We start from the raw sequence: 23,230 nt of genomic DNA on the forward strand, positions 1-23,230 counted from the left end.
GGTGATGCTCCAGTTCCTCGAGGAAGACGCCGTCGCGGGTGATCTTGCCGAGGGCCTGGCGGTCGGCCGAACAGGACACGGCGATGGCGATGGGCAGCGAGGCGCCATGGCGCGGCATGCGGATAACGCGGACGTCGTGGCAGAAATACTTGCCGCCGAACTGGGCGCCGACCCCCATGGCCTGGGTCAGCTTGTGGATCTCGGCCTCCATGGCGACATCGCGGAAGGCATGGGCGAATTCCGAGCCCTGCTGCGACAGGCCGTCGAGATAGCGGGCGGAGGCGAGCTTGGCGGTCTTCATCGTGTGCTCGGCGGATAGCCCGCCGATGACGATGGCGAGATGGTAGGGCGGGCAGGCGGCGGTGCCGAGCGTCAGGATCTTCTCGTGGAGATACTTGATCATCCGGTCATGGGTGAGGATCGAGGGCGGCGCCTGGAACAGGAAGCTCTTGTTGGCGGAGCCACCACCCTTGGCCATGAACAGGAACTTGTAGGCGGCGTCGTGATCGCCGCGGCCCTCGGCATAGATCTCGATCTGGGCGGGGAGGTTGTTGCGGGTGTTGGTCTCCTCGAACATCGAAAGCGGCGCGACCTGCGAATAGCGCAGGTTCTTCTTGGCATAGGCGTCGAGCACGCCCTGGCCGAGCGCCGCCTCGTCGTCGCCCTCGGTCCAGATCAGCCGGCCCTTCTTGCCCATGATGATGGCGGTGCCGGTGTCCTGGCACATCGGCAGCACGCCGCCGGCGGCGATGTTGGCGTTCTTCAGGAGGTCATAGGCGACGAACTTGTCGTTCGACGTTGATTCCGGGTCGTCGAGGATGCGGCGCAGCTGGGCGAGGTGGCCCGGACGCAGCAGGTGGTTGATGTCGACGAAGGCCTGTTCGGAGAGCAGGCGGATCGCCTCGCGGTCCACCACCACGACCTCCTTGCCCAGAACGGTCTCGACCCGGACGCCCTCGGCAGTCAGCTTGCGATAGGACGTGTCGTCCTTCGCCAGGGGGAAGAGCGAATAGGCGCCGGCGGCGAGCGGAGCGTTCATCAGGGCGGTCCCGTCGAAGGGGCCGGGCTTTGCGTCCCGGCCGAGGTGAGGCAAATCCCATAAGCCATCGCCGCGCCAGTTTGAAGGCGTTCCAGCTTGCGGCAGGAGCCGGCCGCGACGAGGGGCGCGGCGCGGCGGCGGGAAAGGGGGCTCGTACCGGATCGTGTCAGCAGGGGCGGTGAGAACAAAAAAAGAACTTGCCGATCAGAACAAACCGTGTACGGTCAATTAAACACAGGTTTCGGCCAACAGGCCTTGCCAGCACAGGGGAGCTACCGCCATGAGTCAGGCCGCACTGCGACTCGTCGAAGGTTCATCCATGGACAAGACCAAGGCGCTGGACGCCGCTCTCTCCCAGATCGAGCGTGCCTTCGGCAAGGGCTCCATCATGCGGCTCGGCAAGAACGAGAAGCTGGTGGAGATCGAGGCGATCTCGACCGGCTCGCTCGGGCTCGACATCGCGCTCGGGATCGGCGGCATGCCGCGCGGCCGCGTCATCGAGATCTACGGGCCGGAATCCTCCGGCAAGACGACGCTGGCGCTGCACACGATCGCCGAAGCGCAGAAGACCGGCGGCGTCTGCGCCTTCATCGATGCCGAGCACGCGCTCGACCCGGTCTATGCCCGCAAGCTTGGCGTCAATCTCGACGACCTCCTGATCTCGCAGCCCGATGCCGGCGAGCAGGCGCTGGAGATCTGCGACACGCTGGTGCGGTCAGGCGCCATCGACGTCGTGGTGATCGATTCGGTTGCGGCGCTCACCCCGCGCGCCGAGCTCGAAGGCGAGATGGGCGACAACCAGCCGGGCATGCAGGCCCGCCTGATGAGCCAGGCGCTGCGCAAGCTGACCGCCTCCATCTCCAAGTCGAAGACCATGGTGATCTTCATCAACCAGATCCGCATGAAGATCGGCGTCATGTACGGCTCGCCGGAAGTGACCACCGGCGGCAATGCGCTGAAGTTCTATGCCTCGATGCGCCTCGACATCCGCCGCATCGGCGCGATCAAGGACCGCGAGGAGGTGGTCGGCAACCAGACCCGCGTGAAGGTGGTGAAGAACAAGCTGGCGCCGCCGTTCAAGCAGGTCGAGTTCGACATCATGTATGGCGAGGGCGTCTCGAAGATGGGCGAGCTCATCGATCTCGGCGTCAAGGCCGGGGTGGTGGAGAAGTCTGGCGCCTGGTTCTCCTACGACAGCAATCGGCTCGGCCAGGGCCGCGAGAACTCCAAGGCCTTCCTCAAGCAGAACCCCGACATGGCCGGCAAGATCGAGGCGGCGATCCGCCAGAACGCCGGCCTGATCGCCGAGAAGATCCTCGGCGATGTCGAGCCGGACGGCGACGTCGACAGCCCGGACTGAGGGCGGGCTGTTCCGCCGGGCGCGACGAAGGCCGGGTTCGCCCGGTCTTTTGCGCATTCGGGGGCGGGATTCGCCCGGGTTTCGGCGCCGGGACAGGCGGGAGGACGCGGGACTTTCGGGCATTCGCAGTTCCGGTCCGGGTGCCATCGCCATTCCCTTGCAGCGTCACGGGCAGGGGATCGCCATCGAAAGCGGTTCCCTCCGGCTAAAAATGTTCTAGAACACCCGCCGATCAGACTTCAGGCCGCGCTCGTCCCGGGCCCGGCCGCAACCCTCAAGTTCGGGCCATGACCGGCGTCAACCAGATCCGCAAGACCTTCCTCGATTTCTTCGCCAAGAACGGCCATGCCGTGGTGGAGAGTTCGCCGCTCGTGCCGCGCAACGACCCGACGCTGATGTTCGCCAATTCCGGCATGGTGCAGTTCAAGAACGTCTTCACCGGCGTCGAGAAGCGGCCCTATACGACGGCGACGACGGCGCAGAAATGCGTCCGGGCCGGCGGCAAGCACAACGACCTCGACAATGTCGGCTACACCGCGCGCCACCATACCTTCTTCGAGATGCTCGGCAATTTCTCCTTCGGCGACTATTTCAAGGAACAGGCCATCCATCATGCCTGGACCCTGATCACCAGGGAGTACGAGCTGCCGGTGTCGCGGCTCCTCGTCACTGTCTATTCCGACGACCAGGAGGCCCATGACCTCTGGCGGAAGATCGCGGGGCTGCCGGAGTCGAAGATCATCCGCATCCCGACCTCCGACAATTTCTGGCGGATGGGCGATACCGGGCCCTGCGGGCCCTGTTCCGAAATCTTCTACGACCACGGCGAAAAGATCTGGGGCGGCCCGCCTGGCTCGGCCGATCAGGACGGTGACCGTTTCATCGAGATCTGGAATCTCGTGTTCATGCAGTACGAGGAACAGGCCGGCGGCATCCGCACCGACCTGCCGCGCCCCTCGATCGATACGGGGATGGGCCTCGAGCGCGTCTCCGCCGTGCTCCAGGGCACCCATGACAATTACGAGATCGACCTGATGCGCGCGCTGATCGGCGCCAGCGCCGTGGAGACCGGCGTCGAGCCGGACGGCGCGCACAAGGTCTCGCACCGCGTCATCGCCGACCATCTGCGCGCCGCCTCCTTCCTCGTCGCCGACGGCGTGCTGCCCTCCAACGAGGGCCGCGGCTATGTCGTCCGCCGCATCATGCGCCGCGCCATGCGCCACGCCTCGCTGCTCGGCGCCAAGGAGCCGCTGATGCACAAGCTGGTGCCGACGCTGGTGCGCGAGATGGGCCAGGCCTATCCGGAACTGGTGCGCGCCGAGGGCCTCATCGTCGAGACGCTGCGCCTCGAGGAAACCCGCTTCCGCAAGACTCTGGAGCGCGGCCTGTCGATCCTCGACACCGAATCGGCCGGACTCGGCGAGGGCGCGACCTTCTCCGGCGAAACCGCCTTCACGCTCTACGACACCTTCGGCTTCCCGCTCGACCTGACGCAGGATGCGCTGCGTCCGCGCGGCATCGGCGTCGACACCGCGGCCTTCGAGGCGGCGATGCTTCTGCAGAAGCAGAAGGCCCGCGCCGCCTGGGCGGGCTCGGGGGAAGCTGCCACCGACACGGTCTGGTACGCGGTGCGCGAGAAGACCGGCGCCACGGAGTTCCTCGGCTACGACACCGAGACGTCGGAGGGCCAGATCCTCGCCGTGCTGAAGGACGGCGCCGAGGTCGCGGGCCTCGCGAGCGGCGAGACCGGCCTCGTCGTCGTCAACCAGACGCCGTTCTACGGCGAGTCCGGCGGCCAGCAGGGCGACCGCGGCGCGATGAGCGGCGAGGGCGCGCGCGCCGCCGTCACCGACACGCAGAAGAAGCTCGGCGATCTCTTCGTCCATGCCGTCACCGTTGCGGAAGGGCGGCTCACCGTCGGCCAGGCGGTGCAGCTCGACGTCGACCAGGGCCGCCGGGCGGCCATCCGCGCCAACCATTCGGCCACCCATCTCCTGCACGAGGCGCTGCGCCAGGTGCTCGGCGACCACGTCGCGCAGAAGGGCTCGCTCGTCGCGCCCGACCGGCTGCGCTTCGACTTCTCCCATCCCAAGCCCATCGCGGACGCCGACCTCGCCCGTGTCGAGGACATCGCCAACCGCGTGCTGCTCGCCAATGCGCCGGTGGTGACGCGCCTGATGGGCCAGGAGGACGCCATCGCCTCCGGCGCCCGCGCGCTGTTCGGCGAGAAATATGGCGACGAGGTGCGCGTCGTCTCGATGGGGCCGACGCCGGCCGGCTCGACCGCGTCGGGCTGGTCCGTCGAGCTCTGTGGCGGCACCCATGTGGCGCGCACCGGCGATATCGGCCTCGTCACCGTGGTGGGCGAGGGGGCTGTCGCCGCCGGCGTGCGCCGGCTCGAGGCGATGACCGGCGATGCCGCACGGCGTCATCTCGCCGAACAGGCGCGGCGGCTCGAAGCGGTCGCCGGCCTCGTCAAGACCTCGGTGGCCGACGTGGAAGCCCGGGTCGATGCGCTGGTCGATCACCGTCGCCGGCTGGAGCGCGAACTCGCCGAGGCGAAGAAGAGGCTCGCCATGGGCGGCGGCGCCGCCGGCGCCGATCCGGTCAAGACGGTGGGCAGCCTCAGGCTGCTGGCGAAGAGCGTCACCGGCATCGAGATGAAGGACCTCAAGGGCCTCGTCGATGCCGGCAAGGCGCAGATCGGCTCGGGCATCGTCGCCATCGTCGGCGTGTCGGAGGACGGCAAGGCCGGCATCGTCGTCGGCGTCACCGCCGACCTGGCCGGCAAGGTCAATGCCGTCGACCTCGTCAAGATCGGCTCCGAGGCGCTGGGTGGCAAGGGCGGCGGTGGCCGCCCCGACATGGCCCAGGCCGGCGGGCCGGACGGTCATCAGGCCGAGGCCGCGCTCGCCGCCATCGAGGCCGCGCTCGCCGCGGCCTGAGATCCCGTCGCGCCGGCCCGGTTTGACGGGCCCGGCCCCGGCGCGGCAGGGTGTCGCGGTGTCGGTCCGACGACGGGGGGATCATGGCGGCGACGGGGCTGCGACGGCGCGTCTATGAACTGCTCGACAAGGGCCTCGCCGGCTCGGCCCTGGCGGACGGCGTCCATGTGACGCTGATCGCGCTCATTATCGTCAACGTGCTCGCCGTCATCCTCGAATCGGTGCCCTCGATCGCCGCCGGCTACGGCACGGTCTTCGTCATCGTCGAGATCGTCTCCACCGTGATCTTCACGATCGAATTTGGCGTGCGGCTGTGGACCGCGCCGGAGCATCCGCTGCTCCAGTCGATGTCGCCGCTACGCGCCCGGCTGAGGCATGCCGCCTCCCCGGCCATGGTCGTCGACCTGCTGGTGATCCTGCCCTTCTATGTCAGCCTGATCGGCGGGATCGACCTCAGGTTCCTGTTGCTGCTGCGGCTCGCCCGGTTCTTCAAGCTCGCCCGCTATTCGCCCGGTTTCGCCAGCCTGACCGAAGCCCTGTGGAGCGAGCGGCGGGCGCTCGGTGCCTCGCTCATCATCTTCCTCGGCGTCCTCATCATCGCCGCGGCGGCGATGCGGCTGGCCGAGCAGGAGGCCCAGCCGGACAAGTTCGCCACTATTCCCGATGCCCTGTGGTGGGCGGTCATCACCCTGACCACGGTGGGTTACGGCGACGTCTTTCCGGTGACGCCCGCCGGCAAGCTCATCGCCGGCGTCACCGCCGTCACGGGCATCGCCATGCTGGCACTGCCGGTCGGCATCATCGCCACCGCCTTCGCCCGCGAGATCCAGCGCCGCGACTTCGTCGTCACCTGGAGCATGGTCTCCGGCGTGCCGCTGTTCTCGGGGCTGGATGCGGCCTCGGTGGCCGAGGTGATGCGGGCGGTGACCAGCGCCACCTATGAGCCCGGGGCGCTGATCTGCCGGGCCGGCCAGCCGGCCCATGCCATGTTCGTCATCGCCGAGGGCGAGGTAGAGGCCGATGCGGGGGGCGAGCGCCGCACGCTCGGCGCCGGCCGCTGCTTCGGCGAGGCGGCGGTGCTGCACGGACGGCCGATCGACGTCACGGTGCGGGCGACCAGCCGAGTCAAGGTGCTCTCCCTCGATGCCGAGGAACTGCACCACCTGATGACCACGCGCCCGGCCATCGGTCTCGTCATCGCCGCGGTGGCCGAGGCCTGGGCCGCCGAGGAGGACCGCGGCGCCTGAGGCGCCGCCGGTCCCGGCAGTTCAGAAGATCTTGCGGTACTGCAGGAAGCCGGATTTGTCGGCGATGCGGTCATAGAGCAGCATGGCGGTCTCGTTTGTCTCGTGCGTCAGCCAGTGGACGCGGCCGGCGCCCTTGTCTTTCGCGATCGCATAGACCGTCTCGATGAGGGCGCGGCCGGCGCCGCTGCCGCGCACCGTCGGATCGACGAAGAGGTCCTGCAGGTAGCAATAGTCCTCCACGGTCCAGCAGGAGCGGTGCAGGATGGCGTGGACGATGCCGACCATCCGCTCGCCCTGGAAGGCGCCATAGGCCCACATGGGCTCGCTGGGGTCATGGAAGCGTGCCCAGGTGACGTCGGTCGTCGCGGCGGGGATGTCGACCTTGTAGAAGGCCTGGTAGCCGCGCCAGAGCGGCTCCCATGCGGCGCGGTCGGCGGGCGTCAGTTCGCGGGTGGTCAGGGTCATGCGGCTCTCCTCAGCCGCCAGTGTGGCGACGCGCGCCGTCGCGTCCAGAGCGCTTTCGTCATCGCCGCCATCACCTCCGGCGATCGGTCAGCCGGCGGGCGGCAACGCAATGTTAAGGATCCGGGGGGATGATGGGTGGGAGGAAAGGATTTCCGACATGGTCTCCAGTCTCGGTCCGAGCGCCTGGGATACGATGCAGTCGTTTCGCTCCAGCCGCAGCTTCGGCGCGGCGCAGGGGCTGGCGAATTCGTCGGCCATGACCAGCCAGATTTTCGGCGTCGATCCCTCCACCAATGCGGCGCTCTCCATCTTCGGCATCGACACCGGCAATGCCGACAGCCTCTTCGCCGCGACCAACGAGGGGCTCGAAGCCTCGATGACCATCGCCATGGCGCGGGCGTCCTGGGCGCGGGACACGCCCTCAAAGGCCGACGAGGTGACGACCAAGGCCCTCGGCGGCGGCGACGATCTCGGATCGCTGTTCGACTTCCTGGCCTGAAGGGTGCGGCCGGGATCGGCCTTTCAGCCCCAGCGCAATCCGTCATGCCCGGGCTTGTCCCGGACATCCACGAATTCCCGTTCCGCCGTGTTCAAGTCGTGGATACCCGGGACGAGCCCGGGCATGACGTGTCGCGGCGCGCGGCGCCTCTCGTTTGCTTTTCAGACCTGCATCCGCGAAGTGCGTCCTTCGAGGCTCGCTGCCGGACGGTGCTGACGCATCGCCGGGCGCTCGGACCTCAGGATGAGGAGGGTGGTGAGTGGCATCAGCAACAGGCTGCGGTGCGGGCGATAGCCTCATCGCACGGTCCGGCAATCCGCCACCCTCCTCATCCTGCGGTGCGAGCGACAGCGAGCCTCGAAGGACGCACTTGCGTGATGCAGGGCGCCCGGGCATCCGGTTTCAGGCAATCGGCCGTGAACGGCCGCACCGGCCGGCGTCTTCACGAAAAAGCCGCCCGGATCGCTCCGGACGGCCTCTTGTCACGCGGCGCGAGCCCCGTGCGTCAGTTCCACTTGCCCATGGCGGTGGAGAGGTTCTCCGAGACCTTGTCGAGGAAGCCGGTGGTGGAGAGCCACTTCTGGTCCGCGCCGATGAGCAGGGCGAGGTCCTTGGTCATGTAGCCCGCCTCGACGGTGTCGACGCAGACCTTCTCCATCTCGTCGGCGAAGCGCTTCAACTGGGCGTTGTCGTCCAGCTTGGCGCGATGGGCGAGGCCGCGCGACCAGGCGAAGATGGAGGCGATCGAGTTGGTCGAGGTCTCCTTGCCCTTCTGGTGCTCGCGGTAGTGGCGCGTCACCGTGCCGTGGGCGGCCTCGGCCTCGACGGTCTTGCCGTCGGGCGTCAGCAGCACCGAGGTCATCAGACCCAGCGAGCCGAAGCCCTGGGCGACGATGTCGGACTGCACGTCGCCATCGTAGTTCTTGCACGCCCAGACATAGCCGCCGGACCACTTGAGCGCCGAGGCGACCATGTCGTCGATCAGGCGGTGCTCGTAATGGATCTTCTTCTTGTCGAACTCGGCCTTGAATTCGGCATCGAAGACCGCCTGGAAGATCTCCATGAAGCGGCCGTCATACTGCTTCAGGATGGTGTTCTTGGTCGACAGATAGACCGGATAGCCGCGGGCCAGGCCATAGTTGAAGGAGGCGCGGGCGAAGTCGCGGATCGAATCGTCGAGATTGTACATCGCCATGGCGACGCCCGAGCCGGGGGCCTTGAAGACCTCGCGCTCGATGACCTTGCCGTCGTCACCGACGAACTTGATGGTCAGGGTTCCGGCGGTGGGGAACTTGAAGTCGGTGGCGCGGTACTGGTCGCCGAAGGCGTGGCGGCCGACGACGATCGGCTGGGTCCAGCCGGGGACGAGGCGCGGCACGTTCTTGCAGATGATCGGCTCGCGGAAGATGACGCCGCCGAGGATGTTGCGGATGGTGCCGTTCGGGCTCTTCCACATTTCCTTCAGGCCGAATTCCTTCACGCGGCCCTCGTCGGGGGTGATGGTGGCGCATTTGACGCCGACGCCGTGCTTCTTGATGGCGTTGGCCGAATCGATCGTCACCTGGTCGTTGGTGGCGTCGCGGTGCTCCACGCCGAGGTCGTAATATTCGAGATTCACATCCAGATAGGGGTGGATGAGCTTCTTCTTGATGAGGTCCCAGATGATGCGGGTCATCTCGTCGCCGTCGAGTTCGACGACGGTTCCCGCGACCTTGATCTTCGACATGGTCGGCCTGCTTGAGAGCGCTGGAGCAGAGGGGACTCAGCCTCGGTGCACCGGACATGCGCTCTGTGAGCCCGGGCCCCCGCGACTGGCGCGCGCGTCTTAGCAGAGGAGCGGGCAGGGGGTAAGGGAGAAGAAGGTCGGACATGCGCTGGCAAAGCCGGCGGGCGCTGCCCCCCGTCGGCACAGCCGCGCGGATGACAGCCCCCCGCAAAAGCCGCTGACCGGCTGCTTCCGGATCGGCTATGTGCAGCGCCGCCTTCGGCACCAGCACCCCCGCCGCCCAAGCCCGATGGAGGGCCGATGCAGACCTTCGCAGCCCTTCTCCTCGCCTACATCCTCTCGATCTTCTTCCGCTCGTTCCTCTCGGTGCTGGCGACGAAGATCATGGGCGACATGCAGATCGGCGCCACCGAGCTCGCGGCGATGAGCTCGGCCTGGTTCATCGTTTTCGCGCTGATGCAGTTTCCGGTGGGATGGGCGCTCGACGCGCTGGGGCCGCGGCGCACCGTGCTGCCGCTGATGGCGGTGGGCGGCATCGGCGTCGCGCTGTTCCCCTTCGCGCCCAATGCCGCGGTCGGGGCCCTCGCCATGGGGCTGATCGGGGTCGGCTGCTCGCCGGTGTTCATGGGGGCGCTCTATGTCTTCGCCCGGGTGAATGCGCCGCACCGCTTCGGTTTCCTCGCCTCGCTCCTGCTCGGCTTCGGCTCGATCGGCAATCTCATCGGCACGACGCCGCTCGCCTATGCCGCCGAGGCCTGGGGCTGGCGCCAGGCGATGATGGGGCTCGGCGGGCTCTATGTGCTCGCCTTCGTCATGGCGGTGCTGTTCCTCAAGGATCCGCCGCAACTCGCCCGGCAGGCGGGCGGCGGCATTTTTGCCGGTATCGGCCAGATCGTCGCCAGCCGCGTCATCTGGGCCTTCGTGCCCATCGTCATCTTCAGCTATGCCATCACCGTGACGCTGCGCGGCCTGTGGGTCGCGCCCTACCTCGAAAAGGTCGTCGGGCTCGATGCTCTGGCGCAGGGCGACGTGGCGCTGTTCATGGCGCTGGCCATGACGGCCAGCGCCTTCCTCTTCGGTTGGATCGAAAGCCGCTGGGGCTTCGCCAAGGCGATGGCCCTCCTCGGCAATTTCGCCCTCGTCGGCATTCTCGCCGCGCTCGCCATCTCGGGCGTGCAGACGGCGTTCTGGGCCGCGCTCGCCTTCGTCGCCATCGGCTTCTGCGGCTTCAGCTATACGATCCTGATGGCGCATATGCGCCCCTTCTTTCCCGACCATCTGGTCGGGCGCGGCATGACGCTGATGAACTTCCTCTTCATCGGCGGCGCGGCGCTGGTGCAGACCGGCTCGGGCTGGCTCATCGACCTCGGCCGTGCCCAGGGCCTCGGCGAGGCTGCCGCCTTCGCCCGCATGCACGGGGTGCTCGCGGCGGTGCTGCTGGCCGCGACGCTCGTCTATGCGCTGACGCCGGCCAGCGCGCGGCGCTGATCCCTCACGCCGGCTTCATCCGTCCTGCCACCACCCGGACCCGGCGCGGGGCGGCGAGCCAGATGGCGGCGGCGGAGACCAGGCTCACCGCGATGCCGATCATGAAGGCGAGGCGGTAGCTGTCGGTGAGGTCGTGGATCAGGCCGGTGACATAGGGCCCGGCGGCCCCGCCCGACAGCGCCACGAACATGAGGGTGCCGAAGATGGTGCCGAAATGCCGGCCCTGGAAGATCTCGGCGACCACCGCCCCGAGGATCGAGGTGAGGCCATAGCCAAGGAATCCCTGGACGGCGACCATGGCGTAGACGAGGAGGAAGGAGGGGTTTTTCTCCAGCGCGATGAGGGCGATGAAGCAGAGGGCGAAGCCGCCGACCGACATCGACCAGATCCACTCGCGGCCGATTCTGTCGGAAAGGGCGCCGAGGGCGATGCCGCCGGGAATGCCGAGCAGGCTGACGAAGCCGAGGGCCCAGGCGGCGGCGGTGGAGCCGAAGCCGATCTCGACCAGATATTTGGTCTGGTGCACCTGCACCGCGTACCAGGCATAGAGCGCGCCGAAATAGCCAAGCGCCAGCCACCAGAAACGTTTGGTCCGCAGGGCGCGCGACAACGTCCAGTCGGTGGCCGCCCAGGCCGCGTCGACGACATTGGAGCGCGGCGGTTCCGCATTGGGCAGTGGCGTCGCGTCGCCGTCGGGCTCCAGGCCCATGTCCTGCGGGCGCTTGCGCAGCAGCAGGTTGAGCGGGGCGAGGACGACGAGGATCAAGAGGCCCATGGCCGTGCTCGCCTGACGCCAGCCGGCGCCGTCGATCATGGTCTGGACCCAGGGCAGGAGCGTCACCGAGCCGATCCCGACGCCGGCGAAGGCGATGCCGATGGCAAGGCCCCGGTTGCGCACGAACCAGTTCGGCAGGAACAGCGACTGGCCGGAATAGCCGAGACAGACCGAACCCGAGCCGACGAGGAAGCCGATGGTGAGATAGAGGTGCCAGGGCTGGGTGGTGAGCGGGGCGAGGAGCAGGCCGGCGCCCATCAGCACGACGCCGAGCTCCATCACGGTGCGCGGACCCGTGCGGTCCATCAGCTTGCCCATGAGGGGCGAAAGCGCCGCCGAGGCGAGGAAGCCGAAGGAGAAGGCACCGGCGGTGAGGCCGCGGTCCCAGCCGAACTCGTTGATGATGGGGGCGTAGAAGAGCGAGAAGGCGGTGCGGGCATTGACCCCGATCCCCATGGTGACGAAGGTCACCGCGACGATGACCCAGCCATAGTAGACGGGCAGGCGCATGCTCTCATCCTCCCGCGCCGTCTTGCCGCGGCGCGGCGCCATGATGGCCCCTCGCGACGGCGGGGCCAATTCCCTCAAAGGTCATTTGCCGGTATAGGCGCCCCTTCTTAGGCCAGCCGCAGAGCCCATGACCCTTTCCCCGCCCTCCGCCCCCTTGACGGGCAGCCCCGTCGTCATCCTGGTCGAGCCGCAGATGGCCGAGAACATCGGCACGACGGCGCGCGCCATGGCGAATTTCGGGCTGTCGCGGCTGAGGCTGGTGGCGCCCCGTGACGGCTGGCCCCAGGCGCGGGCCTATCCGGCGGCGTCGGGGGCGAACCGCGTCCTCGACGAGGCGGAGGTCTATGCGACCCTCGAGGAGGCGATCGCCGACCTGACCTATACCTATGCCGCCACGGCGCGGGGCCATGACCAGGTCAAGCCGGTCGTCGGACCGCGGGAAGCCGTGGCAGGGCTGGTGACGCGGGTTGCGGCGGGGGAGGCGGTGGGCGTCGTCTTCGGACGCGAGCGGAACGGCCTGCTCGCCGGCGAGGTGGCGCTGGCCAATGCCATCCTGACCTATCCGGTGAACCCGGCCTTCTCTTCGCTGAACCTTGCCCAGGCGGTGCTGGTGCTGGGCTACGAATGGTTCTCCCAGGCCCATGGCGCGGTGCTGCCGCATCAGGGCGAGGAGCGCTCCGAGCCTGCCACCAAGGCGCAGATGCTGGCCTTCTTCGCCTCGCTGGAGAAGGCCCTCGATCGGGTCGAGTTCTTCCGCCCGCCGGAAAAGCGCGAGGGCATGGTGATCAACCTGCGCAACATCTTCCAGCGCATGCAGCCGACCCAGCAGGACGTGGCGACGCTGCACGGGGTGATCACGGCGCTCGGTGAGGGCGCCAAGGGCCCGGCGCGGGGCGCCACCCTGACGCCCGACGGTGCCGAGGCGCTGCGCAACTTCCTCGCCGATTCGACCAAGGGGCTGAGCGGCGGCACGGCGCCGATCCGCGGCATTTCCCGCCTCATCCGCCGCAACCCGACCGAGGCCGAGAAGGCGCTGTGGGAGGTGATGGTCAAGGACCGCCGCTTTGCCGGCCGCGGCTTCAAGCGCGCCGTGCCGATCGGCCCGCACGTGGCCGATCTCGTCTCCTTCGACCTGCGCGTCGTCATCGACTTCGATCCGCATACGCAAGGGGACGAGGCGGCCGAGCGGCGGACCGAGAAGCGCGCCTGGCTCGCCGCGCGCGGCTACCGCATCATCGTCATGGAGGCGCGCGGCGTGGAGTCTGATCCGCCTGCGGCGCTCGACCGGCTCGAGGTGCTGCTGGCGGGCGGCGCAGCCTGACCGTCAGGCCCTGATCGCCACCGTCATGCCGGTCATCACCACGACCATGCCGAGGACCTCGGTGAGCGAGGGCCATTCGCCGATCAGCACGGCGCTGGCGATGGCGGTGATGGCCGGGACGAGGGGCAGGAAAAGCGTGGCGCGGGCCGCGCCCAGCACCTGGTTGGCGGTGGCGTAGAGAAAGACCGAGCCGACGCCGACGAGGAGGCCCTGGTAGAGCGCCTGGAGCACGACGGGCGCCAGGCCGACGGTCGCGATCTTCACCGGCGCCAGCAGGGCGAGGAAGGGCAGCAGCACCAGCGACAGGATCGACAGCGTGATGGTGAGGTCGAAGGCGTCGGCGCCCCAGCGCTTGGCGAGGATGGCGAAGACCGACCACATGGCGGCGGCGGTGACGAAGAGGAGGTCGCCGCGCCAGGCCTCGCCCTGGCCGATCTCCACCACGGCCCGCCACGAGAACAGGCCGATGCCGCCGACGATGAGCGCGAGGCCGATGATGCGGGCGGGGGGCGTGCGCTCCTTCAGCCAGGCATAGGACAGGACGGCGGTGAAGACCGGGATCAGGCCGGGGCCGATCACCGCGGTATGGAGGGCGGGGGCGAAGGTGGAGCCGCCGACGAGGACGGTGGCGAAGGGCGCGCCGCCGAGGAGCGTCAGCACCAGCGAGCGCTTCCAGCCGAGGCGGCCGACCGGAAAGGGCTTCAGCCGGGCGAGCGCGAAGGGCATCAGCACCAGCGCCGCGGTGAGAAAGCGCAGGATGGTGACGTCGACCGGCCCCAGCCCATCGGCCACCGACTGCCGCGACACCACGGCCTGAACGCCCCAGATCAGCGCCGCGCCGGCGCCGCAGGCAAAGCCGAACAGCGCGCTGCGGCCCGCGGCGGGCGGGGCGGCGGTGGAGGCGGACGATGGGGGCGCCTGGTCGGCGTGAGCCATGAGCGTGTCGAGCCGGATGTGCAAGGGAGCGCGGCAGGCTGAGATGCCCGCTCGGGCCGGCGCCGACAAGCGCGTGGCGCACAGGGCAGTGGCGCACAGGGCAGTGGCGCGCCCGCGGGGCGTAACCGCGCGGTGAGCCGTTCTGACGCGAACCGGGGTCCGTCGCGACGAAAAAGGCCGCCGGACAGCGCCCGACGGCCTTGCAAGGTCACTGCCGAGGCGGATGCCTCAGCCGTTCTGCACCTGGGCGATGGCGGTGGCCATCAGTTCATCCATGGTGCGGCGGATCTGGTGGTCGGACTGGTCGGAACCTGCGGCCTCGAGATCGGCCTTCACCTTGCGGAACACGTCGTCGTCGCCGGCTTCCTCGAAATCGGCCATGACGACGGACTTGGCATAGGCGTCGGCGTCCTCGCCGGTCTTGCCGATCTTCTCGGCGACCCAGAGGCCGAGGAGCTTGTTGCGCCGGGCGGTCGCCTTGAAGCGCAGTTCCTCGTCATGGGCGAATTTCTTCTCGAAACCTTCCTGACGTTTGTCGAAGGTGCTCATCGGCTTGTCCTCGGGCTTAGGTCCGTGTGTCGGTAGCGGATCGTCGGACCCGCCGGGAAGGGGCATGTCCCCGTCAGACTTGCATATAGGCGTGCCGTCCCCACCTTGGCGAGAGCAAAGGCGTCGCACCACGGGTTTTCACGCAGGGCTCGCCGATCCGATCCAGGTCCAGCCCCGGCCGGCACCGACCGATTTCATTGTGCAATCGCGAACGATCGGATAGGAAGGCCCAGTGGGTATACGCTCAGCGCGCCCGATTCTGATCGGTACGCGCCGATCGACCTTATGCTCCGTCGCCGGAGACCGGCAAACCGGACACCTGGTGAGAGATGGACTTCCTCAAGACACGGTATATCCCCATGAGCCGCCGGCGCCGCATCTACGAAGGCAAGGCCAAGGTTCTCTATGAAGGCCCTGAGCCCGGAACCCTCATCCAGCACTTCAAGGACGACGCGACCGCCTTCAATGCCAAGAAGCATGAGGTGATCGACGGCAAAGGCGTGCTCAACAACCGTATCTCCGAGTACATCTTCTCGAAGCTGAACGACATCGGCGTGCCGACGCATTTCATCCGCCGGCTGAACATGCGCGAGCAGCTCATCCGCGAGGTCGAGATCATCCCGCTCGAGGTGGTGGTGCGCAACGTCGCGGCGGGATCGCTGTCGACGCGCCTCGGCATCGAAGAGGGCACGCAGCTGCCGCGCTCGATCATCGAGTTCTACTACAAGAACGACGCGCTGAACGATCCGCTGGTCTCGGAAGAGCACATCACCGCCTTCGGCTGGGCGACTCCGCAGGAGATCGACGACATCATCGCCCTGGCGATCCGCGTCAACGACTTCCTCTCCGGCCTGTTCCTCGGCGCCGGCATCCGCCTGATCGACTTCAAGCTGGAATGCGGTCGCCTGTGGGAGAACGATGTCATGCGCATCGTCGTCGCCGACGAGATCTCCCCCGATTCGTGCCGGCTCTGGGACATCAAGTCGAACGACAAGATGGACAAGGACCGCTTCCGCAAGGATCTCGGCGGTCTGATCGAGGCCTATACGGAAGTGGCGCGCCGGCTCGGCGTGATGGGCGAGAACGAGCGCCCGACCGGTCCCGTCCTGGTGCAGTGACACCAGCGCCATGCGCCTTCTTGCGCGCAGGCCGAGCTCGGACGCGCCGGCGGCTGCCGCCGGCGAAACCTTCGCGCTTTTGCGTGCCGGCTTCCTCGCCGTCTTCGCCACCGTCGTCCTCGCCTCCTGCGCCTATGTGCCGGTGGCGGTCGATGGCGTGACGACGCGACCGGACATCGCCGCGCGCGATTCCGACAATCCCTGGGTCTTCGTGCCCACCGGCGCCTGGATCACCCGCGACACCGTGACGCCGGTCTCGGTCGGCGCCTGCCCGGCGGCGGCCTGCCCCGAACGCATCGCCGTCGCGGTGATCGAGGCGCGCGGCGCCGAGGCACGCACGCTGATGCGCAGCCTGCGTCAGCCCGGCGCGCTGGTGACGCGGCTCGCCGAAGGCAATCGCCGCCGCATCGCGCTGGTCGAGGCGGCACAGCGTACCGTGCCGGCCGCCGTCGCCGCGCGGCGCATGCCGCACCGCGTCGCGAGCCGCACCCGCCCGCTGCGCCACCGCGCCTTCACCGGGTTCCAGCTGGAGATGCGGCGCGAGAACGGGCCGGCCCGCCTCGCCCATGCCGCCGTGCTCGGGCGGCAGAGCGGGGCCGCGGTCAAGGTCGTCATCGTCATCGGCGACAAGGCCGGCCCGGTCGCGGATGCGGTGAGGACGGTCGCCGACGCCAATCTGTGACGGCGGCCCTGGCGGGCACCGCATGCCGCGCTCCGCCGATTCCGTCATTGATTGCGGCGGCGCGGCGGTCTAGACGGACCCTCATTCCCGCCCACGCCTCGAAGGAGCGCCCGATGAAGGCCCGCGTCACCGTCACGCTGAAGACCGGCGTCCTCGATCCGCAGGGCAAGGCGATCGAAGGGGCGCTGAAGAGCCTCGGCATCGACGGCATCGGCGCTGTCCTCCAGGGCAAGGTCTTCGATCTCGAGATCGGCGACATGGACAAGGCGGCGGCCGAGGCGGCGGTCAAGGCGGCCTGCGAGAAGCTGCTGGCCAATACGGTGGTCGAGAACTACCGCATCGAACTGGTCTGACGGGAGCACAGCCGATGAAGGCCGCCGTCCTCGTCTTTCCCGGATCCAACCGCGAGCGCGACATCGCCTATGCGCTGGAACTGACCTCCGGCGTCAAGCCGACGCTCGTCTGGCACGCCGACAGCGAATTGCCCGCCGGCACCGATCTCGTGGTGCTGCCGGGCGGCTTCTCCTACGGCGACTATCTGCGCTGTGGCGCCATCGCCGCCCGCGCCACGATCATGGACGCGGTGCGCCGGCATGCGGCGCGCGGCGGTCTCGTGCTCGGCGTCTGTAACGGCTTCCAGATCCTCTGCGAGGCGGGCCTGCTGCCGGGTGTGCTGATGCGCAATGCGCAGCTGAAGTTCATCGCCCGCAACGTCCATCTGCGGGTCGAGAGTTCCAGCACCCCGTTCACCCGCCGCTACAATGCGGGGGCGGTGATCGAGGTGCCGGTGGCCCATGGCGAGGGCAATTTCATCGCCGATGCCGAGACGCTCAGGCGGATCGAGGACGAGGGCCGGGTGCTGTTCCGCTACTGCGACGCCAGCGGCGCGGTGACGCCCGCCGCCAACATCAACGGCGCGACCAACGCCATTGCCGGGATCGTCTCGGAGAACCGCCGGGTGCTCGGCATGATGCCTCACCCTGAGAACCACGTGGACCCGGCGATCGGCTCGACCGACGGACGCGCCCTGTTCGAGAGCCTGGCCGAGGCGCTGCAGACGGCGTAACCGGCTGTCGTCTGCCTGTTGCATGAACTGCACAACCTGAGTGCGTCCTTCGAGGCTCGCCAGAGGGCGATGCTGCGCATCGCCGGTGCTCTCACCTCAGGATGAAGAGGGTGGTGGGCTGGATCGACGTCGGATGAGGCCAGACAGGGTTGCGCGCCGTGAGCCGGGGGGCAAGACACCACCCTCCTCATCCTGAGGTGCGAGCCTGAGGGGCGAGCCTCGAAGGACGCACCTCGATCGTGCAGGGCAGCCGGCCTGCACGGTAGCGGCGGCCGAGCTCGACCGCCGGCCACCCCCGAGCGGGCTCACGCCGACAGGCGCATGCGCTTGATCATGCTGGTGATGGCCTTGAAGGCATCGCCGATGCCGCCCGAACTGGTCACGTTGAAATACATGGACGGGTCGGTGGCGCAGGCGCGCAGCAGGTTCTGGTTGCCGTTGATGACGCGCACGGTGAACAGCGTGATCCCCGCGGCCTTGACGGCGTTGCAGGCGAGGGTCGTGCGCGGGTCCATCACCGGGGCGGCCATGGTGTTGCTGAAGGGCACGTAGCGGCTCTCGGTATTGTCGCCGTCGGTCAGCAGGATCATGTAGCGCAGGACGTCGGGGGAGGATCCCGTCTCGGTGAAGGGCAGCCCGGACGACATGACGGCGAGGCCCATCTGCATGCCGATGGTGATGTTCGTGGTGCCGACCGGGTTCATCGCGTTGATGGTGGCGCGCAGCGCGGAGAAATTCGTCGTCAGCGGCTGGACCGTGGCCAGCCCGGTGTTGTCGCATCTGACACCGCGATAGCGCGTGTCGCTGGTGGTCGGGGCGGTGTCGGCGATGTCGTGGGGCTGGTTGCGGTCGGTGAGGCAGCCGGTCCAGGCGGTCTGGGTCGTCACGATGGCGGGCGGCAGGCCGGCGCCGTCGAAGCGCATCCAGGCCTCGTTGCGGAAGCTCGTGGCGATGCGGACCTGATTGACGAAGGGCACCACGGCGATCTTGACCTGATCGGTCGAGACGCGGGCCGCCTCCAGCTCGTTGATGAGGTCGATCGCCGCCGTCTTCAGCGCCGTCATCTTGCCGCTGCCGGCCATGGAGCCGGTATTGTCGAGAACGAGGGCGATCTCGATCTTCGGCTCGTTCCAGGAGGTCTTCGACACGACGGTCAGAGGCATGGACGAGACGCCCATCGTCGCGGCGATGGTGGTCTGCAGCGAGCCGGAAATGGCAAGGCGGATGGTGTTGCCGTCGCGGGTGACGCCCAGCGTGCCAAGGCTGAGGTCGGCCGGCGGCGTGAAATTGCCGGCGAAGGCCCTGTTGGCGGCCTCCTGGAGCCCGGCGGGGGAGAGGCTGCGGGAGTCCTTGGCAACCGCCAGCGAAGCGGAATCGAGCGCCGCCTGGATCTGCACCTGCATGCGCGAGACGCGGGTATAGTCGACCGCGGCGCCGACCATGCCGAAGATCGGCAGGGCCGCGATACCGAAGATCAGCGCCACATTGGCGCGGGTGTCGGACCTGAATCGGGACAGTTTCGCCTGCATCTGTGTCGCTCCCGGACAAACGCCCCGTCCGGCGCCGTCCTCCGGGCATCACAGATCAAATCCCGTGCCTCCCGGGGCGTTCCACATCGGAAAGTGTGCTTCGCCGTTGCGAAACGGGGGCGCGGCGGTTAAGTGCATCGCTTGCGAGACGGGCCCCCGGGACGGACGACGGCATGATCCCCAACGAACCGAAGATCACCCTCGAACTGGTCGCCAGCCATGGCCTGAAGCCGGACGAGTACCAGCGCATCCTGAATCTGATCGGGCGCGAGCCGACCTTCACCGAGCTCGGCATCTTCTCGGCCATGTGGAACGAGCACTGCTCCTACAAGTCTAGCCGCCTGCACCTGAAGACCCTGCCGACCAAGGCGCCCTGGGTGATCCAGGGGCCGGGCGAGAATGCCGGTGTCATCGACATCGGCGACGGGCTCGCCGCGGTGTTCAAGATGGAGAGCCACAACCACCCGAGTTACATCGAGCCCTATCAGGGCGCGGCGACCGGGGTCGGCGGCATCCTGCGCGACGTCTTCACCATGGGCGCCCGGCCCATCGCGGCGCTCAATGCCCTGCGCTTCGGCGACCCGGCCCATCCCAAGACCCGCCATCTGGTGGCGGGCGTGGTGGCCGGTGTCGGCGGCTACGGCAATTCCTTCGGCGTGCCCACCGTCGGCGGGCTCGTCGGCTTCCACACGCGCTATGACGGCAATTGCCTCGTCAATGCCATGGCTGTGGGCCTCGCCCGCACCGACGGCATCTTCTACGCCAAGGCGACCGGCATCGGGATGCCCATCGTCTATCTCGGCTCGAAGACCGGCCGCGACGGCATCCACGGCGCCACCATGGCCTCCGCCGAGTTCGGGGAGGGCGCGGAGGAGAAGCGTCCGACCGTGCAGGTGGGCGACCCCTTCGCCGAGAAGCTGCTGCTCGAGGCCTGCCTTGAGATCATGGCGAAGGACTGCGTCATCGCCATCCAGGACATGGGCGCGGCCGGCCTGACCTGCTCGGCGGTGGAGATGGGCGCCAAGGGCGATCTCGGTGTCGAGCTGCACCTGGAGAACGTGCCGACCCGCGAGCCCGGCATGACCGCCTACGAGATGATGCTGTCGGAGAGCCAGGAGCGCATGCTCATGGTGCTGAAGCCGGAGAAGGAAGAGGAGGCCAAGGCCATCTTCCGCAAGTGGGGGCTCGATTTCGCGGTAATCGGCCATACCACCGATACGCTGCGCTTCGTCATCAAGCACAACGGCGCGGTCATGGCCGACCTGCCGATCAAGGAACTCGGCGACGAGGCGCCGCTTTACGACCGCCCGCATGTGGCGAGCCCGGTCCTGCCGGTGATCGCTGCCGAGAGCGTCGCCGCGCCGCTGTCGAACCGCGCCGCGCTGCTCAAGCTGATGGCGACGCCGGAACTCGGATCGAAGCGCTGGGTCTACGAGCAGTACGATTCGATCATCCTCGGCAATACCGTGCAGCGGCCGGGGGGCGATGCCGCCGTCATCCGCGTCGAGCACGGGCCGAAGGGCCTTGCCATGACCTGCGACGTGACGCCCCGATATTGCGAGGCCGATCCGGTGGAGGGCGGCAAACAGGCCGTGGCGGAGGTCTACCGCAACCTGTCGGCGGTCGGCGCTCGGCCGCTCGCCATCACCGACAACCTGAATTTCGGCAATCCGGAGCGGCCGGAGATCATGGGCCAGCTGGTCGGCTGCATCCGCGGCATCGGCGAGGCCTGCCGCGCCCTCGACTTCCCCGTCGTCTCGGGCAATGTCTCGCTCTACAACGAGACCCAGGGCCGGGCGATCCTGCCGACGCCGACCATCGGCGGCGTCGGGGTGCTCGACGATTTCCAGGCGAGTGTCGCGATCGCGCCGAAACATGCGGGCGAGCAGGTCTTCCTCGTCGGCGCCACGCAGGGCTGGCTCGGCCAGTCGGTCTATCTGCGCGACGTCTGCGGCCGTGAGGAGGGCGCACCGCCGCCCGTCGATCTCACCGCCGAGCGCCGCCACGGCGAATTCGTCCGCGCGCTGATCGGCGAGGGCCTCATCAGCGCCTGCCATGACGTATCGGACGGCGGGCTCGCCGTGGCGCTGGCGGAGATGGCGATCAGTTCCGCCATGGGCCTGACCGTCGAGAGCCTGTCGCACGACCTGCCGGCCCACGCCTTCTGGTTCGGCGAGGATCAGGCGCGCTACGTCGTCTCCATCCGGCCGGAGGATGTCGAGACGCTGGCGACGCGCGCCGCCGGTGCCGGTATCGAACTGACGCGGCTCGGCGTCACGGGCGGACCCGCGTTGACCCTGCCGGGTGAGGAACCCATATTGGTAAAGGACTTGAAGGATGCCTTCGAGTCGTGGTTCCCCGCCTTCATGGCGCGGGCCGCCTGAACCGGAGTACGCGTCCCATGCCGATGGCTGCAGCCGATATCGAGCGGATGATCAAGGAAGCGCTCCCCGATGCGCGGGTCGAGATCAAGGACCTGGCGGGTGACGGTGACCATTATGCCGCCACCGTCGTGTCGGAGGCTTTCCGCGGAAAGTCCCGTGTGCAACAACATCAGCTGGTCTATGCCGCCCTCAAGGGCAAGATGGGCGGCACCCTCCATGCGCTGGCGCTCACCACCGGCGCGCCCACCTGACGTCTTGAGCGGCCCTTGACGCCGCGAGCGAGAAAACCAATGACCACAGCTCACGACAAGATCGATGCCGAGGTGAAGAACAACGACGTGGTGCTCTTCATGAAGGGCACGGCGCAGTTCCCGATGTGCGGCTTTTCCGGCCAGGTCGTCCAGATCCTCGACTATCTCGGCGTGCCCTTCAAAGGCGTCAACGTGCTCGACGCCGACGATGTACGCCAGGGCATCAAGGACTATTCCAACTGGCCGACCATCCCCCAGCTCTACGTCAAGGGCGAGTTCGTCGGTGGTTGCGATATCGTGCGCGAGATGTTCCAGGCCGGCGAGTTGCATGAGCTGATCCATACCAAGGGCATCGCGCACACCAACCACGGGTAACTAATCGGCAATCGGCAATCGGCAATCGGCAATCGGCAATCGGCAATCGGATAGTCGAGCGCTTTCGCTCCTGTTGTCTCTGACCGAATGCCGGTTGGCGCGGCTGCGGACAAAGTTTTGCCGCTCCTGCCCGCTCCTGTTAGGCTCGAGCCCGGACAATCGGGCCCGTGCGGAGCAATAGACTGATGCGTTTGGGAGGCCGGCGATTTCTGTTGAGCCTCGCCATCATCGGCGCGGCTGTCTGCCTTGCGCTCGGTATTTCGCTGCCGATCATCCGCCTCACCAAATACGTGTTCTGGACTACAGAGCACTCGCTGCTGTCGACCGTCGAAGTGCTGATCGCCGACGGGCAGACGTTCCTCGGCGGCACGGTGCTCATCTTCTCGATCGTGCTGCCTGTCCTGAAGCTGCTCTACCTGCTGCTCGTGTCCACGCTGCCCGCGGCCGAGATCACACGCCAACATAGCCGCCTCAAGGCGCTCGAATGGCTCGGCAAGTGGTCGATGCACGACGTGCTGGTGCTGGCGCTGACGATCTTCTTCATCAAGGCGCAAGGGATCTACGACGCGGCGAGCCTGAGCGGCGTCTATTTCTTCACCGCCGCCGTCGTGTTGATGATCTTGTCCTATGCGTGGCTGCGCACCGAGGGGCTCGCGGCCCTCGGGGAGCCCAAAACGCAAACGGTGATGACGAAGCCGCTCTCGCCGTTCCGCAACTTCGTGCTGAGCTTCCTCATCATCCTGGCGACGGTGTTCTTCGCGCTTGGCATCATTCTGCCGGTGATCCGCTTCACAACCGTCTACGTGTGGACCAACGAGCACTCGATCGCGACCATCATATGGGCGCTGTTCGAGAACCAGGAGTACTTCCTGACGGTGGTGCTGTTCCTGTTCTCTATCTTCTTTCCGTTCTTGAAGCTGTTCTACCTGCTGACCCTCGTCACCTCGCCCGACATCCCGCCCGAG

At 67.7% G+C, this 23,230-nt stretch carries 21 protein-coding genes; 14 read left to right on the forward strand and 7 right to left on the reverse strand.

The window, feature by feature from the left end:
- Positions 1-1,039: fumarate hydratase (locus Q8O26_RS17125; protein ID WP_305577773.1), on the reverse strand; the 1,039-nt coding region annotated here is incomplete at its 3' end.
- 280 nt (positions 1,040-1,319) lie between these two features.
- On the opposite strand from Q8O26_RS17125, the gene recA reads away from it, so the two are divergent.
- The 3 genes from recA (at position 1,320) to Q8O26_RS17140 (ending at position 6,591) form a co-directional block, all read left to right on the forward strand.
- The gene (recA, locus tag Q8O26_RS17130) at positions 1,320-2,399 is read left to right on the forward strand and encodes a recombinase RecA (protein ID WP_305577775.1); all 1,080 of its coding nucleotides are present in this window, start codon (positions 1,320-1,322) and stop codon (positions 2,397-2,399) included.
- Positions 2,400-2,686: 287 nt separating this feature from the next.
- Positions 2,687-5,344, forward strand: a complete 2,658-nt coding sequence (gene alaS / locus Q8O26_RS17135; RefSeq protein ID WP_305577777.1) for an alanine--tRNA ligase — start codon at positions 2,687-2,689, stop codon at positions 5,342-5,344.
- Between the two features lie 83 nt (positions 5,345-5,427).
- Positions 5,428-6,591: a cyclic nucleotide-gated ion channel gene (locus Q8O26_RS17140; protein ID WP_305577779.1), complete on the forward strand. Its 1,164-nt coding sequence runs from the start codon at positions 5,428-5,430 to the stop codon at positions 6,589-6,591.
- A 21-nt stretch (positions 6,592-6,612) separates the two neighbouring features.
- Here the strand turns inward: Q8O26_RS17140 and Q8O26_RS17145 are convergent, their stop codons facing one another.
- Positions 6,613-7,056 (reverse strand): GNAT family N-acetyltransferase, encoded by a 444-nt coding sequence (locus tag Q8O26_RS17145; RefSeq protein ID WP_305577781.1) that lies wholly within the window; start codon positions 7,054-7,056, stop codon positions 6,613-6,615.
- Between the two features lie 157 nt (positions 7,057-7,213).
- On the opposite strand from Q8O26_RS17145, the gene Q8O26_RS17150 reads away from it, so the two are divergent.
- Entirely contained in the window at positions 7,214-7,555 is a 342-nt protein-coding gene (locus tag Q8O26_RS17150; RefSeq protein ID WP_305577783.1) for a hypothetical protein, read from the forward strand.
- Positions 7,556-8,060: 505 nt separating this feature from the next.
- Here Q8O26_RS17150 and Q8O26_RS17155 read toward each other — a convergent pair.
- Complete coding sequence (locus tag Q8O26_RS17155) at positions 8,061-9,281, reverse strand: NADP-dependent isocitrate dehydrogenase (protein WP_305577785.1); 1,221 nt, start codon at positions 9,279-9,281, stop codon at positions 8,061-8,063.
- A gap of 300 nt (positions 9,282-9,581) precedes the next feature.
- Here Q8O26_RS17155 and Q8O26_RS17160 point away from each other — a divergent pair, with 300 nt between their 5' ends.
- Complete coding sequence (locus tag Q8O26_RS17160; RefSeq protein ID WP_305577787.1) at positions 9,582-10,769, forward strand: nitrate/nitrite transporter; 1,188 nt, start codon at positions 9,582-9,584, stop codon at positions 10,767-10,769.
- Between the two features lie 4 nt (positions 10,770-10,773).
- Here Q8O26_RS17160 and Q8O26_RS17165 read toward each other — a convergent pair whose 3' ends face one another.
- Positions 10,774-12,054 carry an MFS transporter gene (locus Q8O26_RS17165; RefSeq protein ID WP_305577789.1) on the reverse strand — a complete coding sequence of 427 codons (1,281 nt, stop codon included), beginning with the start codon at positions 12,052-12,054 and terminating at the stop codon, positions 10,774-10,776.
- 127 nt (positions 12,055-12,181) lie between these two features.
- Here Q8O26_RS17165 and Q8O26_RS17170 point away from each other — a divergent pair, with 127 nt between their 5' ends.
- Positions 12,182-13,375 (forward strand): TrmJ/YjtD family RNA methyltransferase, encoded by a 1,194-nt coding sequence (locus tag Q8O26_RS17170; protein ID WP_305577791.1) that lies wholly within the window; start codon positions 12,182-12,184, stop codon positions 13,373-13,375.
- A gap of 3 nt (positions 13,376-13,378) precedes the next feature.
- On the opposite strand, the gene Q8O26_RS17175 is transcribed toward Q8O26_RS17170, so the two are convergent.
- Positions 13,379-14,311, reverse strand: coding sequence for a DMT family transporter (locus Q8O26_RS17175; RefSeq protein ID WP_305577793.1), 933 nt, complete (start codon positions 14,309-14,311; stop codon positions 13,379-13,381).
- A gap of 228 nt (positions 14,312-14,539) precedes the next feature.
- Entirely contained in the window at positions 14,540-14,860 is a 321-nt protein-coding gene (locus Q8O26_RS17180) for a DUF1476 domain-containing protein (RefSeq protein ID WP_305577795.1), read from the reverse strand.
- Between the two features lie 329 nt (positions 14,861-15,189).
- On the opposite strand from Q8O26_RS17180, the gene purC reads away from it, so the two are divergent.
- From purC to purQ, 4 genes are all read left to right on the forward strand, one after another.
- Positions 15,190-15,978, forward strand: a complete 789-nt coding sequence (gene purC, locus Q8O26_RS17185) for a phosphoribosylaminoimidazolesuccinocarboxamide synthase (protein ID WP_305577797.1) — start codon at positions 15,190-15,192, stop codon at positions 15,976-15,978.
- Positions 15,979-15,988: 10 nt separating this feature from the next.
- Positions 15,989-16,660, forward strand: coding sequence for a hypothetical protein (locus Q8O26_RS17190; protein ID WP_305577799.1), 672 nt, complete (start codon positions 15,989-15,991; stop codon positions 16,658-16,660).
- 113 nt (positions 16,661-16,773) lie between these two features.
- Positions 16,774-17,013: a phosphoribosylformylglycinamidine synthase subunit PurS gene (gene purS, locus Q8O26_RS17195; RefSeq protein WP_305577801.1), complete on the forward strand. Its 240-nt coding sequence runs from the start codon at positions 16,774-16,776 to the stop codon at positions 17,011-17,013.
- A gap of 14 nt (positions 17,014-17,027) precedes the next feature.
- Positions 17,028-17,726 carry a phosphoribosylformylglycinamidine synthase subunit PurQ gene (gene purQ, locus Q8O26_RS17200; RefSeq protein ID WP_305577802.1) on the forward strand — a complete coding sequence of 233 codons (699 nt, stop codon included), beginning with the start codon at positions 17,028-17,030 and terminating at the stop codon, positions 17,724-17,726.
- A gap of 305 nt (positions 17,727-18,031) precedes the next feature.
- Here purQ and Q8O26_RS17205 read toward each other — a convergent pair whose 3' ends face one another.
- Positions 18,032-19,255, reverse strand: coding sequence for a pilus assembly protein (locus Q8O26_RS17205; RefSeq protein WP_305577804.1), 1,224 nt, complete (start codon positions 19,253-19,255; stop codon positions 18,032-18,034).
- A gap of 173 nt (positions 19,256-19,428) precedes the next feature.
- Between Q8O26_RS17205 and purL the strand changes: the two genes are divergently transcribed.
- The 4 genes from purL to Q8O26_RS17225 form a co-directional block, all read left to right on the forward strand.
- Complete coding sequence (purL, locus tag Q8O26_RS17210; protein ID WP_305577806.1) at positions 19,429-21,639, forward strand: phosphoribosylformylglycinamidine synthase subunit PurL; 2,211 nt, start codon at positions 19,429-19,431, stop codon at positions 21,637-21,639.
- Between the two features lie 17 nt (positions 21,640-21,656).
- Positions 21,657-21,890 carry a BolA family protein gene (locus Q8O26_RS17215; RefSeq protein WP_305577808.1) on the forward strand — a complete coding sequence of 78 codons (234 nt, stop codon included), beginning with the start codon at positions 21,657-21,659 and terminating at the stop codon, positions 21,888-21,890.
- A gap of 39 nt (positions 21,891-21,929) precedes the next feature.
- Entirely contained in the window at positions 21,930-22,265 is a 336-nt protein-coding gene (grxD, locus tag Q8O26_RS17220; RefSeq protein WP_305577810.1) for a Grx4 family monothiol glutaredoxin, read from the forward strand.
- Positions 22,266-22,477: 212 nt separating this feature from the next.
- A partial coding sequence (locus tag Q8O26_RS17225; protein ID WP_305577812.1) for a paraquat-inducible protein A occupies positions 22,478-23,230 on the forward strand: 753 nt, incomplete at its 3' end.

The organism is Phreatobacter sp. (assembly GCF_030691135.1).
In the GTDB taxonomy this organism is placed as follows: domain Bacteria; phylum Pseudomonadota; class Alphaproteobacteria; order Rhizobiales; family Phreatobacteraceae; genus Phreatobacter.

Bases quoted from the DNA above. Each gene is read 5' to 3' on its own strand.
- Q8O26_RS17140 (WP_305577779.1), top strand. From the start codon at position 5,428: ATGGCGGCGACGGGGCTGCGACGGCGCGTCTATGAACTGCTCGACAAG.
- Q8O26_RS17175 (WP_305577793.1), bottom strand. From the start codon at position 14,311: ATGGCTCACGCCGACCAGGCGCCCCCATCGTCCGCCTCCACCGCCGCC.
- Q8O26_RS17170 (WP_305577791.1), top strand. From the start codon at position 12,182: ATGACCCTTTCCCCGCCCTCCGCCCCCTTGACGGGCAGCCCCGTCGTC.
- purS (WP_305577801.1), top strand. From the start codon at position 16,774: ATGAAGGCCCGCGTCACCGTCACGCTGAAGACCGGCGTCCTCGATCCG.
- Q8O26_RS17165 (WP_305577789.1), bottom strand. From the start codon at position 12,054: ATGCGCCTGCCCGTCTACTATGGCTGGGTCATCGTCGCGGTGACCTTC.
- Q8O26_RS17190 (WP_305577799.1), top strand. From the start codon at position 15,989: ATGCGCCTTCTTGCGCGCAGGCCGAGCTCGGACGCGCCGGCGGCTGCC.
- Q8O26_RS17150 (WP_305577783.1), top strand. From the start codon at position 7,214: ATGGTCTCCAGTCTCGGTCCGAGCGCCTGGGATACGATGCAGTCGTTT.
- Q8O26_RS17205 (WP_305577804.1), bottom strand. From the start codon at position 19,255: ATGCAGGCGAAACTGTCCCGATTCAGGTCCGACACCCGCGCCAATGTG.
- alaS (WP_305577777.1), top strand. From the start codon at position 2,687: ATGACCGGCGTCAACCAGATCCGCAAGACCTTCCTCGATTTCTTCGCC.
- recA (WP_305577775.1), top strand. From the start codon at position 1,320: ATGAGTCAGGCCGCACTGCGACTCGTCGAAGGTTCATCCATGGACAAG.
- Q8O26_RS17145 (WP_305577781.1), bottom strand. From the start codon at position 7,056: ATGACCCTGACCACCCGCGAACTGACGCCCGCCGACCGCGCCGCATGG.
- Q8O26_RS17215 (WP_305577808.1), top strand. From the start codon at position 21,657: ATGCCGATGGCTGCAGCCGATATCGAGCGGATGATCAAGGAAGCGCTC.
- Q8O26_RS17160 (WP_305577787.1), top strand. From the start codon at position 9,582: ATGCAGACCTTCGCAGCCCTTCTCCTCGCCTACATCCTCTCGATCTTC.
- purQ (WP_305577802.1), top strand. From the start codon at position 17,028: ATGAAGGCCGCCGTCCTCGTCTTTCCCGGATCCAACCGCGAGCGCGAC.
- purC (WP_305577797.1), top strand. From the start codon at position 15,190: ATGGACTTCCTCAAGACACGGTATATCCCCATGAGCCGCCGGCGCCGC.
- Q8O26_RS17180 (WP_305577795.1), bottom strand. From the start codon at position 14,860: ATGAGCACCTTCGACAAACGTCAGGAAGGTTTCGAGAAGAAATTCGCC.
- Q8O26_RS17155 (WP_305577785.1), bottom strand. From the start codon at position 9,281: ATGTCGAAGATCAAGGTCGCGGGAACCGTCGTCGAACTCGACGGCGAC.
- grxD (WP_305577810.1), top strand. From the start codon at position 21,930: ATGACCACAGCTCACGACAAGATCGATGCCGAGGTGAAGAACAACGAC.
- purL (WP_305577806.1), top strand. From the start codon at position 19,429: ATGATCCCCAACGAACCGAAGATCACCCTCGAACTGGTCGCCAGCCAT.